Source organism: Thermoflexus sp. (assembly GCF_025055495.1).
Taxonomy (GTDB): Bacteria; Chloroflexota; Anaerolineae; order Thermoflexales; family Thermoflexaceae; genus Thermoflexus.
In genome coordinates this window covers 1-11,909 of record NZ_JANWXB010000237.1, presented here as the reverse complement: position 1 = coordinate 11,909, position 11,909 = coordinate 1, and the positions used below count along the sequence as shown (strand labels likewise).

The 11,909-nt window shown below is 63.2% G+C and carries 10 protein-coding genes and 1 tRNA gene; 4 read left to right on the top strand and 7 right to left on the bottom strand.

Annotation, left to right across the window (positions count from 1 at the left end):
- Positions 1-185: 185 nt before the first annotated feature.
- Positions 186-698, bottom strand: a complete 513-nt coding sequence (locus tag NZM16_RS07805) for a YbaK/EbsC family protein (RefSeq protein ID WP_295448529.1) — start codon at positions 696-698, stop codon at positions 186-188.
- Positions 699-1,302: 604 nt separating this feature from the next.
- Here NZM16_RS07805 and NZM16_RS07800 point away from each other — a divergent pair.
- Both NZM16_RS07800 and NZM16_RS07795 read left to right on the top strand, forming a co-directional pair.
- Positions 1,303-1,725, top strand: coding sequence for a hypothetical protein (locus NZM16_RS07800; protein ID WP_295479737.1), 423 nt, complete (start codon positions 1,303-1,305; stop codon positions 1,723-1,725).
- Between the two features lie 53 nt (positions 1,726-1,778).
- A complete protein-coding gene (locus NZM16_RS07795) occupies positions 1,779-2,435 on the top strand; it encodes a 50S ribosomal protein L25 (protein ID WP_295448523.1) in 657 nt (218 codons plus the stop codon).
- A gap of 217 nt (positions 2,436-2,652) precedes the next feature.
- Here NZM16_RS07795 and NZM16_RS07790 read toward each other — a convergent pair whose 3' ends face one another.
- From NZM16_RS07790 to NZM16_RS07765, 6 genes are all read right to left on the bottom strand, one after another.
- A complete protein-coding gene (locus tag NZM16_RS07790) occupies positions 2,653-4,005 on the bottom strand; it encodes an 8-oxoguanine deaminase (RefSeq protein ID WP_295448521.1) in 1,353 nt (450 codons plus the stop codon).
- A gap of 286 nt (positions 4,006-4,291) precedes the next feature.
- Complete coding sequence (locus tag NZM16_RS07785) at positions 4,292-5,449, bottom strand: isocitrate/isopropylmalate family dehydrogenase (RefSeq protein WP_295448518.1); 1,158 nt, start codon at positions 5,447-5,449, stop codon at positions 4,292-4,294.
- Positions 5,450-5,462: 13 nt separating this feature from the next.
- Positions 5,463-7,781 (bottom strand): glycoside hydrolase family 36 protein, encoded by a 2,319-nt coding sequence (locus tag NZM16_RS07780; protein ID WP_295479735.1) that lies wholly within the window; start codon positions 7,779-7,781, stop codon positions 5,463-5,465.
- A gap of 270 nt (positions 7,782-8,051) precedes the next feature.
- Positions 8,052-9,020, bottom strand: a complete 969-nt coding sequence (locus NZM16_RS07775) for a quinone oxidoreductase (protein WP_295448515.1) — start codon at positions 9,018-9,020, stop codon at positions 8,052-8,054.
- Between the two features lie 183 nt (positions 9,021-9,203).
- Positions 9,204-9,297: transfer RNA gene (locus NZM16_RS07770), tRNA-Sec, on the bottom strand.
- A 269-nt stretch (positions 9,298-9,566) separates the two neighbouring features.
- A complete protein-coding gene (locus NZM16_RS07765) occupies positions 9,567-10,598 on the bottom strand; it encodes a BMP family ABC transporter substrate-binding protein (protein ID WP_295479733.1) in 1,032 nt (343 codons plus the stop codon).
- A gap of 289 nt (positions 10,599-10,887) precedes the next feature.
- Between NZM16_RS07765 and NZM16_RS07760 the strand changes: the two genes are divergently transcribed.
- Both NZM16_RS07760 and NZM16_RS07755 read left to right on the top strand, forming a co-directional pair.
- On the top strand, positions 10,888-11,211 hold the full coding sequence (locus NZM16_RS07760; RefSeq protein ID WP_295479731.1) for a helix-turn-helix transcriptional regulator: 324 nt from the start codon (positions 10,888-10,890) through the stop codon (positions 11,209-11,211).
- A gap of 16 nt (positions 11,212-11,227) precedes the next feature.
- Positions 11,228-11,746, top strand: a complete 519-nt coding sequence (locus tag NZM16_RS07755) for a DsrE/DsrF/DrsH-like family protein (protein WP_295448506.1) — start codon at positions 11,228-11,230, stop codon at positions 11,744-11,746.
- Positions 11,747-11,909: the final 163 nt, after the last annotated feature.

Here is an 11,909-nt window from a genome sequence, read left to right as displayed (position 1 = left end):
TCTTCTCCCCCTTCCCCAGAGCCTCTAAGCCCGGGAAAGGGGCCTGGCCAGCTTCCCTCCCGGAGATACTTAGATTGGACTCGCCGCTTGAAGGGGCACATGGCGTAATCGGTCAACGCACCATCCTGATCTTACGGGAATGGAGTTTGTGCCTCTCCTTATCGGGACGCCCATAAGAGGCACCCCTACCGAGCTTCTCCAGAAGGCTCTCCTGGGGCAGCTTCTACGGTGAACTCTGCCACCTGACCGCCCGTGATGCGCGCCAGATCCGCGAAAGAGATCGGGAACAGCGCGTTGCGGGCTCCCGCCGCCGCCCAAAGGGTTTCATAACGGGCGAGAGAAGCATCCATCCAGATCTCGAGGGGGGTTGCGTGAGCCACCGGAGGCACCCCCCCGACCTCATAGCCGGTCACCCGCAGCACGGTTTCGGGATCCGCGATCCGGATGCGTTTGCGGGGGATCCCCCACAGGGCGGCCAGAAGACGCTGATCGGCCTTTCGATCTCCGGCCACCAGCACCAGCCGGGGATCTTCGTCCGCCACAAAAAGAAGCGATTTGACGATCGCCCCCAGCGGACATCCCACTGCCGCCGCCGCCTCCACGGCGGTTGCGGTGCTCTGATCCAGAATCCGCACCGAAGTCCCAGGAAGATAACGATCCAAGAACGCTTGCACATCCTGAGGGCCGCGAGCGGACATATAGGGCCTCCTGGAGCATCCGATGTTCCCATTTCTCTGCCTCCCCAGGACCTTTTAGGCTTCGGGGAGGAAGAGAAAAAGATCCTGGGGCTGAGGACGCTGCCTTCGGCGGCGCCCTATCCCTAAAATCCCCCGGAGAAATCAGAAGCAGCCCATCTTCTGGACTGAGCCGAAATCCTCGATCTCCCTCTCCACGGCCCTCTGAGCCGTGGGGAGAAAGATCCAGAGGGTGGAGCTATCCCCCCTCGTTCAGCGGCCTCCAAGCGGTGTAAGGCCTATCCAGCATGGGCGCTCCAGATATTCTAACGCAACTTACCCACTGAGCACTCTTTACTTTCAGTTTGGTCGCTGGAATCCTGGGCTCCCAAACCGGACAAACCGTTCTTGACGATCTCTTTATCTCTTTATAAAATCCCTCTCGCTTTGTCAATTGGACTTTGTACAAGCGGGCCATGCACTAGGCCCCCTGAGCCTTCTACCGCATAGAGGGCCAGCTCCTTCCCTCTCCCTATGGCCCTTCGGGCTGTGAGGAGGGGAAGGAGCTATTCCCCCTCATCCGACCGGCTCCCAACGGTGCGACTCCTAAAAATTAAAGAGGCTCAACATGATCCCACCTGAACATCGGGTTGGAGGAATGGAAGAGGCCACGGTTGTTCATCTCTCGGACGTTCGCTTAGAATCCCTGATTGCCAATGAAGCGGTCTGTAAGGGGTCAGCGGTTTCCCATTTAGCGGCCAACCAGATCCAGGTGCAGCGCTCGGCGTTAGGGATCGCTCGCAGCTTGCAAATGGATCTCCGGCAGAGCACGCTCGGTCTGGCCTTCTCCCGGGAGGCTATATTTCGGGAGAGCCAGGTAGGGGCCGTGCTCGCTCGAAACGTCCGAATGGAAGGGGGACGGGCCGCCTTCATCCTGGCTCATCAGGTGGAGGGGAAACCCGTGGGGATCCTCGCCTCCTGGATCGGGTTGCTGATCGGAGGGATCCTGGGTATGCTTTTAGGCTGGCAGCTCCGGCGATTACGACGCTGATTTCGCTGACTGGATGGATTCTCCCCAAATCCTAAACGGCAAGAGGTGAGGTGATGGCGGAGCTGGTGTTGAACGCGAGGCCGCGGAAGATAACGGGAAAGCAGGTAAAGGCCCTGCGCCGCCAGGGATGGATCCCGGCGGTGTTGTATGGCCGGCATATCCAGCCGAGGACCATTCAGGTTGAGGGCAAGGAGTTTCAGCGGGTCATGGCGCTGGCTCGCGGCGGCACTCGTCTGATCACCCTCCAGGTGGATGGCGAGACCCACTTGGCCCTCATCCGGGAGGTGCAGCGGGAACCGATCCGCCGGGAGATCCTCCACGTCGATTTCCAGGCGGTGGAGCTGACCGAGAAAATCCGTGTGGAAGTCCCCGTGGTTTTTGTGGGAGCTTCCCCCGCTGTGGAACGCGGAGAGGGTATTCTGGTGCACGGGCTCACCCACGTGGAGATCGAGTGTCTTCCGAAGGATCTCATCGAAGCCATCACGGTGGATCTGGGCCGCCTGGATCGCGTGGATGCGGCGATCTATGTGCGGGACCTCCAGGTGCCTCCCGGGATCACGGTGGTGAGCGATCCGGACGAATTGATCGTCCTGGTGACGGCGCCGGCCGCGGAGGTTCTGGAGGAGGCAGCGTTGCCGGCCGAAATGCCGGAGGTGGAAGTCATCGGCCGTGGGAAGAAGGTGGAGGAGGAAGAGGAAGAAGAGGGGTGAAGGCCCCTTCCATGCTGTGGCAAACATGGGGCTCGGGGTGGGAGGATGGGCGGCTTTGCTGCGCCTCCCCCACCCCGAGTTTTTCTTGCCCTCTCCGCGCTGCGAAACGGCAAAGATTTTTTCTCTACTCTCCCCACAGCCCTCTGGGCCGTAGGGAGGGGAGAGAAAGGGGGAGGGGCCATTGCCTTCCAGACTGGCTTCGGTTCCTTAAATCCCCTTACTCCCCCCGCACCATCCGCCGGGCGATCCGGTTATGCCGCTCGATCAGACGCCCCTCTTCCACTGTGAGCAGCACTCCATCCTGGATGATCACCTTCCCGTGGACCACCACGAGGTCCGCCGGGCGGGGGTGACAGAGCACCAGCGCTGCCACCGGATCGTGTAACGCCCCCGCGTAATCCAGACGGTCCAGCCGCCAGGCGGCGAAATCCGCCGCTTTCCCCGGGGCGAGTTGCCCGATGTCGTCTCGACCCAGGACCGCCGCGCCGCCCCGGGTGGCCAGCCAGAGGGCTTCCTCAACCGTCAAGGCATCGGGCCGCTCCAGCGCGACCCGCTGAAGCAACATCGCCTGTCGGGCCTCCGCCAGCATGTGGGAGGAATCATTGCTGGCGCTGCCATCCACCCCCAGCCCCACCTTGACCCCATGATCCAGCATGGCGCGGATCGGGGCGACCCCGGAGGCCAGGCGCATATTCGAGCTGGGACAATGGGCCACGCCGGCGCCGACCCGGGCCAGGAGCGAGATCTCCTCCCGGTTGATGTGCACCATATGGGCGAACCACACATCGGGGCCCTCCCAACCCAGCTCCGCAGCGTAGGCCACCGGCCGCTTGCCGAAGCGTGTCAGGCAGTATTCCTCTTCATCCCGCGTCTCCGCCAGGTGGGTGTGAAGCATCACCCCGTAATGACGGGCCATCGCCGCCGCCTCCCGCATCAGATCCGGGGTGACGGAGAAGGGGGAACACGGAGCCAGGGCTACGCGGCACATCGCGTAAGGTTGGGGATCGTGGTAGGCCTCAATGACCCGTTGCATATCTTTCAAGATGGCGTCTTCTTCCTCCACCACCGAATCCGGTGGGAGCCCGCCTTTGGATTCGCCCAAGGACATCGCGCCGCGGGTGGCGTGGAATCGGATCCCGATCTCCTGGGCCGCGCGGATCTCATCGTCCAGGCGGGCGCCGTTGGGGAAGAGATACAGGTGATCGCTGGTGGTGGTGCAGCCGGAATGGAGGAGCTCCGCCATTCCCACCAGGGCGCTGATGTAAACCGCCTCGGCGTCCATGCGCGCCCAGATGGGATACAGCGTCCGCAGCCAGTCGAAAAGCTTCGCGTTCTGGGCAATGACCCGGGTGAGGGTCTGGTAGAGATGGTGATGGGTGTTGACCATCCCAGGAATCACCACCATCCCGCGGGCGTCGATCACGAGGTCCGCCGTCTGGGGAAGATCGGAGGTGGGCCCCACCTGCTCGATGACGCCATCCTGGGCGAACAGGCCGCCGTTGGGGATGCGGCGTCGCGCGTCGTCCATGGTCACCAGCACATCCGCGTTGCGCACCAGCAAGGTCGGCATCGGCAGGCCTCCGGGAAGAAGGTAGGCGATGGGTTCCACGACAGGGATTGTAACTCAGGGGATTTTATACTGGCTGCGGATCGGGCCGCAATCCAGCCTCAGCAGGGGATGTCACGTTCTCCCCACGGCCCTTTGGGCCGTGGGGAGAAGAGTGTCAGAGGATGAAGTGAGCAACTCCACCGCCCACCTCGTTACCTCAACTCACGAGTGGGCGACAGAGCCCATGAGATTTCGGAGGCTTCATCCTCCTGTCAGGCCGCCTCGCGGTGTGGCAGGAAGATCAAGGCTACCCACCTATGCGATGCGAGGGGGGCTCATCTAATCCGCGAGGGCCGACCGCAGCGCCTCCGGTGAGCCGGAGGGCCTCCCACACCTCCAGTTTGCGGGTCATCCGACGGATCACTTCATCGGTGAACTCGGTGGTGGTTGCCGAGCCCCCCAGATCCGCGGTGGCGATCCCGTCGTAGACGCTTTCGAAGACCGCCTCGTAGATGGCGCGGCTGGCCCGCTGGGCGGCCTCGTCATCGATGAACGAGAGCAGGGCGGCCCCCGCCAGGATCATCGCCATCGGGTTGGCGATGTTTTTGCGATAAAGCGCTGGGGCGGTGCCATGAGGAGCTTCCGCCATCACTACCCGGATCCGCAAGTGTTCGTCGAATGAGAGCAGCAGCGACTCGCTCCCCGCAATGGAGCCGAACATCTGGAGGATCAGGTCGCTGAGCAGGTCGCCGTCGCGGTTGAGACACGGGATCACCAGCGGCTCGGCGGCGCGGGTGAAGAGGAGGGCCAGGGTGGCGTCGATGAGCTGGGGCTCGTAGCGCACGTCCGGATAGCGACGGGCCGCCGCGTCCAGTTCCTCTTTGAACATCCCTTCGTAGATCCGGCTCACCGTCCACTTCGGCCCGCCGAAGACCTTGGCCCCAATGCGCCGCGCATACCAGAAGGCGAACTCCGCTACCGCCCGGCAGGTCCCCCTCGTGATACGATCCAGGCGGTAGGCCGTCTCCCCTAGGCCTTCTCCTTCCCGCCACTCCTGCGCGTGATAAGCGTCCTCCACGGCCATGCGCACGATGGCCACAGGCCCCACCACACCGCCGATGGGGCGGACCCCCGGGATGCGGCGGCCGACCCGGAGGATCACCTTGCCATCGATGCGCTCCCGAAGAAGGGCGTTAGGGCTGCCCACATCGGAAGGATCCTCCGGAGTGATGGTGGCCGCCTTCAGGCCCAGGCCGGTTTTCTTCATGGCCTCCGCCGCTTCGATCACCACTTCATTCCGGGTGCGTCGCCGGTTCTCCAGGCTCAGATCAAACCGAAGAAACTGTAGAGGAACACGGATCACCCCTGGATCCAACACCCGCAGGGCTTCCTCCAGCAGTTCCTGCCCGGTCTGATCGCCTTCCATCACCACGATGGTCCATGGACCCTGTTGGCGCAGCTCCATCGCTCCTCCGCTCCTATTGCGCGGGATTCCACGCTTCCAGGCATCCTCGACCCTGGAATGGGATCGTCATCTGGTAAATTCCAGATCCCACCGGCGTTGCGCTCACCTGCTTCCCGTTCCAGCGAATATCCGGATCGGCGATCGGACTGTAGATCCAGACGGTTCCCTCCGTCTGCGGTTCCCGGAGGAATTCCCAGCGCCCACGGTGTTCCGCTTCCTCCAGCTCGATGATCTCCATCCCGGGGGGCAGCCGGAAGGTTGATCCCAACCACTGGAACCTCGCCTGTATCGGCCGCAAGGTCCAGAGGGCGGCACCATGGGGAGGCAAGGCCACCGGAAGCTTCCCCTCCAAACGTTGCACGAGACGGGACCAGAACTCGAACCCCCATGCGGTTTCCGGAAGGCCGAGGGCCTGAAGAGGAAGCTCCGACTGGCATGGACGATCCTCCGGGTTCAGCAGGCCGATCCAGACTACTGGCGGGCCGGCCATATTCGCTTGTAAACGGAGGATCCGGGGGAACTCCCGTTCCAGCAGATCCAGGACCTCCGGCCGCCGCCCGTGGGGGGGAAGCAGTGCGGACCAGAGCGCGAGGCGCTCCGGTTTCAGTGCGAACACCGGATCGCTGTCGAGCACCATCCCGCCGCTCATGGCGACGACCGTGATGAGCAGACGGATTTCCTCGTCGGAAAGAAGCGTATCCTCGGAACGCAACAGCAGACAATCCGGATCGTTCCACCACCAGCGCCGATGCATCCAGGCGCGGGCGAGGGCATTGCGCATGGCATTGCGGGCGGCGGGAAGGCTTCGTTCATGGCGAAAGGGGAAACTCAGGCCGAACATGCGAGGCGCCCAGTGCGGAGCGACATCCGGCCCGATGCGCATGCCATCCACCAGGCCGATGGCTGGGCCCAGTGGGCATCCGCATCCCAGCAGGAAGGTCTCCTCGCCCGCCGCCTCCCGGATGGTCTGCAGGCCCCGCCGGAGGGCCTGGGCACGGGTGGCTTTCGGGTCGTAACGCCGACCCGGAAGAGCGGCTGCGTAAAGGAAGTCCAGTTTCAGATAGGGAAACCCCCAACGGTGGACCACGGTGTGGATCAGCTCCCGAAGCCATTCCTCCACGCCCGGATGCGTAGGGTCCAGGGCTCGAAGCCAGCGATACCAGTTAAAGCCGGCGGAAACCGGCCGTCCGCGGGCGTCGCGCAACAACCAGTCGGGATGCTCTCGAGCGACCCGGGCTTCTGGCCAGGCCAGGAAGGGGGCCAGCCACAGGCCGGGGATGAAACCCGCCTCCCGAATCGCCTGGGCCAGTGGACCCACCCCGTCCGGGAAGCGTGAGCGGAACCGCGTCCAGTCCCCCACCGCGGCCTGGAATCCATCGTCGATCTGGATCAGATCGACGGGGAGCTGAGGGCGGCGCGCCCGCAGCGCTTCCAGATTCGCCAGAATATCGTCCGCCCGCACGCCAGTGTAGTAGAAATACCAGGAGCACCAGCCGGAAGGGGCCAGCGCGCCCGTCCGAGGGCGCATCGCGCGGGCGACCGCCTCCGCGTAGCCGCCGAAGGGATCCGGATCCGCGGCGTCCCTCCATTCCACCCAGATCCACTCCGAGGCGATCTCCTCGCCTGGAGCGATCGGGACCCCATCCAGCGCGGCGTAAACGTGAAGCTGGGGAGCGCCTTGCAGATCCAGTTCGATCTTGACGAACTGATCCGCGGTGGTGAGCTGGCCGAGGATCAGGGCGCGCTCACCGATGACCAGCGCCGCGACCAGGTCGCTCCGGCGAACTCCCCGGGGGCCAGGCGGGGTAGCTATATCGAAGGTCATCGGCGCGCCAAGGGGACCCCAAAGGGTGCCGAAGTCTGGGGCCACCACGGGGGTGGTTCCGCTGAAGCTCCATGAGTGGAATCCGTTCCGATAGAGCCGCCAGGCGGGAATGGGGGAGGAGGCTTCGAGGGGACCCGTGAGAACGGCCATGCGCCGCAAGGGGATGGAAGAAGTTCCCAGACGACGGACCTGCAACCGGACGCCCGTGGCTCCCGGATACTGGCGCAGGGTCCGAACCGCTTCCCACCCCTCTGTTTGGAACACCTCGCGTTGCTCCCGAAACGTCCCGTGGAGATCCTGTCCGGCGGTGGAAGATTCTTCTGTCAAATGCCAGGATGAGGGGGGCCACATAGAGCCATCGGCCCCTTCCAGGGCGATCCGGGTGGACCATCGGATGCCGGAGGGGTCTACGAAGACGAACATCTCTTTCCTAACCTGGAAGAGATAGATCGGATCGATACCGCATCCGTAAGACGCGGTGAGGTCCCGGGCCGAGAGGTCCGCCATTCGAGGGTCGTTTCTGGAAAGCGTGCCTCCTGCTGCGGATGGGACCGAACCTGAAGACGCGGTCACTCCACCTCATCGGTTTAGAGGTGGATCGCCTTCGGCCGTTCACCCCCTATCCCCAGAATTTGGAGGGAATCGGAGGATGAGGGCCTCCCTTTCCTCCGAAAACCCCTAAAGATGGACGGAGCGATAGAGGGAAGGGACGCGCTCCCTTTCGCCCAAAACGCCTCCCGGGTGAAGAGGGGGCCCTCCCCAGCTCTCCGAGGTTCCCTACGGGATCAGGAGCACTTTGCCCACGGTCTGGCGGGAAGCCAGCCGGCGGTGGGCCTCCGCGGCCTGTTCCAGCGGGAACGTCGAGTCGATGAAGACCTTCAATTGGCCTGTGGCCACCAGGTGGAGCACCTCTCCGGCCCGCCAGAGCAGCTCCTCGCGGGTCAACAGATAGTGCCACATCGAAGGCCGCGTCAAAAAGAGGGAGCCTTTCTGGTTTAAGATCTGCGGATCGATGGGGGGGACAGGGCCGCTGGATTGCCCGAAGAGCACCATATAGCCCCGTGGTCGGAGACAGTTTAGGCTCTTCTCAAAGGTGGCCTGGCCTACGGAATCGTAAACCACATCGACGCCGCGGCCATCGGTGAGGCGCTTGACCTCTGCCTCAAAATCCTGTTCGGTGTAAAGGATGACCGCGTCAGCCCCCAGGGAGCGGACGATCTCGGCTTTGGCGGGGGAAGAGACAGTGCCGATCACCCGGGCGCCCCGGCGTTTGGCCATCTGAACCAGCAGCGTTCCCACCCCACCGGCAGCCGCGTGGATCAGGCAGGTTTCCCCCGGTTTCAAGGGATAAGTGCTCTGGGTCAGAAATTGAGCAGTGATCCCTTGCAGGAGAACAGCCGCGGCCTGGGGGAAGTCGATCGACGAGGGAAGCTTCACCAGGCGATCCGCGGGGACGACAATGGATTCCGCATAGGAGCCGGAGACGCCGGCATAAGCCACTCGATCGCCTTCCCGGAACTCGGTGACCCCTGGGCCAACGGCAGCGACTTCTCCTGCGCCTTCTTGACCGGGGATAAAGGGAAGGGAAATCCGATAGAGGCCGGTCCGATGGTAGGTGTCGATGAAATTCACCCCAATGGCGCGCAATCGAACCAGGACCTGGCCGGGACCGGGGGTTGGGGTGGGGATTTCATCGACCTGAAGGACCTCGGGACCGCCGAACTGGTGAATGCGGACCGCGCGCATCGCCTTCCGCCTCCGGCAGAGGATAGACCTTGAGCTTTGGATCGGACTTGTCGCCTGAGGTTGCGCATGGCGCATCCCCTCTTCCCCGGGCCCTTTAAGCCATAGGAAGGGGGAGGGGAGGAGAAAACATCGTTTGGGGGCCAGGGCACTGCCTTCCATGGCATCCCGGCCCTTCTTCACAGGCGGGAGCGGATGGGAATCGAACCCACCTCGGGTCGCGCCGCGGCCCGACGCCGGTTTTGAAGACCGGGGGCCTCACCAGAGGCCAACCGCCCCCTCTTCGAGGGAAATTATACTGCGGAGTTACGCAGTTCCTCACCCTCGGAGCTTTGGGGCAGAGCCGGGCACCGAAAGCGCCGGGCTCTGCCCCCAACATGTTGGGATCCTTCCTCCCCACGGCCCTTTGGGCCGGGGGGAGGAAGGATAAAAGGAGGCTTACAAATACAAACAGGGGCGCGATCCGTCCCAAGTAAGCACGGCCATGAAAATTGGGGCGGGACCATCTCCCGCCCCAATCGCACCCTGGTCCGGCGAGTCGTTAGGATCTCACTGAGGCTTCGCCGGTGGAACGTTGGTCTTGATCGTCCCATCCTGCAAGCCCTTCTCGATCTCCGCCAGCTTCTGGCGAACCTCCTGAGGCACCTGGCTGTCCAGATCATGGAAGGGGGCCAGGCGGACGGGGCCGATCACGTTGCCACCCTGCCACTTCCCTTCCATAGCTGCCTTGATCAGATTGAAGGTTCCCTCGGTCAGGTCCTTCATCGCGCTGGTGAGCAAGACGCTCCTGGCTTCGGGGACCGTATAATACTGATCGACGTCCACACCGATCGCCAGGCACTTCTTGGTCTCCGCGCAGGCGATCAGCGCCCCGTTGCCGGTCTTGCCCCCGGCCCCGAAGATGACATCCACGCCCTTGTCCACCAGGGAGAGGGCCGTGGACTTGCCCCACTCTGGGTCTGTGAAGGTCTTATCCAGCCCCACATCGTTGTGGTAGACCACCAGCACCTCGACATCCGGGCGGACGTACTTGGCGCCGGCGCGATAGCCTTCGCCGAAGCGCCAGACCGGTGGCACCGCGTCCGTGCCCAACACGGCGCCGATCTTGCCGGTCTTGCTCATCAGGGCCGCCAGGGCTCCGGCCATGAAGCCAGCCTTGTCCTCCTCGAAGATCAGGCCCGCCACATTCGGGATGGTGGTCTCCTGAAACTGATCGACGCCGATGAATTTGACGTTGGGATACTTCTGGGCGGACTCCCGGGTGGCCTCTCCCAGGGCGAAGCCGACGGTGACGATCACGTCGTAGCCAGCGTCGGCGAACTGGGCGATGTTCTTCATGTAGTCGTTGGGATCCTGGGTCTCAATGTATTTCGCCTCCACGCCCAGCTCCTTAACGGCTTTCTGGACGCCCTCCCAGGTGCCCTGGTTGAAGGATTTGTCATCGATCTTGCCGACGTCGGTCACCAGGCCCACGCGGAAGACCTTCTTGGCCGGGGTCGGCGCAGCCGGCTGCGCGCAGGCGGCCAGCAGCAACGCGAAGATGATCGGGAGCAGGATCAGGATCCGTGTTCTTTTCGACATGGAGACCTCCTCTCCTCCAGCTCTGGGTGAAGGGACCAGGGCACATTCGGGATTATAGCGGATGCCCTCAGGGCTGGCAAGTCCCCTCCACCTCTGGTCCCGGATCCTTGTGATGAAGAAGGCGGGTCATGTCACAGGGGGATCACCCCTCCATAAAGCGCTTTTCATGATGATCATAAATAGGAATCCGATTGTGATTTCATGCACCCCATATTGTGACAAAATCCACAACCGGTGCGTCAGCTTTCCGGTTATCCTGTTAACCGGAAAGCCGGAGAGGAGAGAGCGGATGGAACGGCCCACGCGACAGGAAATCTATCAGCTCCATGCGGAGATCTGCGCTGGACTAGCAGATCCCACACGGATCCTCATTCTTTATGAGCTGGTCGATGGACCCCAGACCGGAACTGCGCTGGCCCGCGCGTTGGGCCTTCCCCAATCCACGGTCGCTCGCCATCTCCGGGTGCTGGCCTCCAAAGGCCTGGTGATCTCCACTCGCCGGGGGGGCGTGGTGGAGTATGCCCTGGCGGACGCGCGGGTGATCCAAGCTCTGGATCTCATGCGAGCGGTGCTGATGGATCGAATCCATCTTTACCAACAGATCGCCCAGTAAGGGAAGGAGGTTCTCAATGGCACTGGAACAGATCGCGGAGGCTCCCGTGGCCCACGCGGAGCGACAGGTTCAGAACCAGCTCTCCATGGTGGTGTTCAGCGGCGACATGGATCGCCTGATGGCGGCTTTCATCATCGCCACCGGCGCGGCCGCCTCTGGCATGGATGTCACCATGTTCTTCACTTTCTGGGGCCTGCAGGCCATCAAGAAGCAGAACCCCACGGGGCGCAGCCTGTTCGGCCGCATGCTGGGCGTCTTCCTCAAAGATATCAACGGCGTGGGACCCAGCAAGATGAACTTCGGCGGCCTGGGACGGTGGATGTTCAAGAAGATGATGAAGGCCCACAACGTGACGCCGTTGCCGGAGCTGCGCAAGCTGGCTGCTGAACTCGGCGTCCGCATGCTGGCCTGCCAGATGAGCATGGAGGTAATGGAAATCCGACGGGAGGATCTCATCGATGAAGTCCAGGATGTGGTGGGCGTGGCCACCTTCCTGGAGGAAGCTTCGCGCTCGAAGATCACCCTGTTCCTCTAACCGGGCTTCGGGCAAGCTCGTCGATCCCCCCATTCGGAAGATCGAGGGGGCAGAGCTGCCGAAGGGGGTTCCCGGGAGAGGGAAAGCGAGGCTCGCTGCAAATTCCTACAGGAGTTGCGCCCTTTCTTTCCTCCTCAGGGCTTGGGGGGCAGAGCCGCGCCGG

Excerpts from the sequence above, each read along its gene's own strand:
- NZM16_RS07775 (WP_295448515.1), bottom strand. The coding sequence starts at position 9,020 with ATGCGCGCGGTCCGCATTCACCAGTTCGGCGGTCCCGAGGTCCTTCAG.
- NZM16_RS07765 (WP_295479733.1), bottom strand. The coding sequence starts at position 10,598 with ATGTCGAAAAGAACACGGATCCTGATCCTGCTCCCGATCATCTTCGCG.
- NZM16_RS07755 (WP_295448506.1), top strand. The coding sequence starts at position 11,228 with ATGGCACTGGAACAGATCGCGGAGGCTCCCGTGGCCCACGCGGAGCGA.
- NZM16_RS07795 (WP_295448523.1), top strand. The coding sequence starts at position 1,779 with ATGGCGGAGCTGGTGTTGAACGCGAGGCCGCGGAAGATAACGGGAAAG.
- NZM16_RS07760 (WP_295479731.1), top strand. The coding sequence starts at position 10,888 with ATGGAACGGCCCACGCGACAGGAAATCTATCAGCTCCATGCGGAGATC.
- NZM16_RS07805 (WP_295448529.1), bottom strand. The coding sequence starts at position 698 with ATGTCCGCTCGCGGCCCTCAGGATGTGCAAGCGTTCTTGGATCGTTAT.
- NZM16_RS07800 (WP_295479737.1), top strand. The coding sequence starts at position 1,303 with ATGATCCCACCTGAACATCGGGTTGGAGGAATGGAAGAGGCCACGGTT.
- NZM16_RS07790 (WP_295448521.1), bottom strand. The coding sequence starts at position 4,005 with ATGCCGACCTTGCTGGTGCGCAACGCGGATGTGCTGGTGACCATGGAC.
- NZM16_RS07785 (WP_295448518.1), bottom strand. The coding sequence starts at position 5,449 with ATGGAGCTGCGCCAACAGGGTCCATGGACCATCGTGGTGATGGAAGGC.
- NZM16_RS07780 (WP_295479735.1), bottom strand. The coding sequence starts at position 7,781 with ATGGCGGACCTCTCGGCCCGGGACCTCACCGCGTCTTACGGATGCGGT.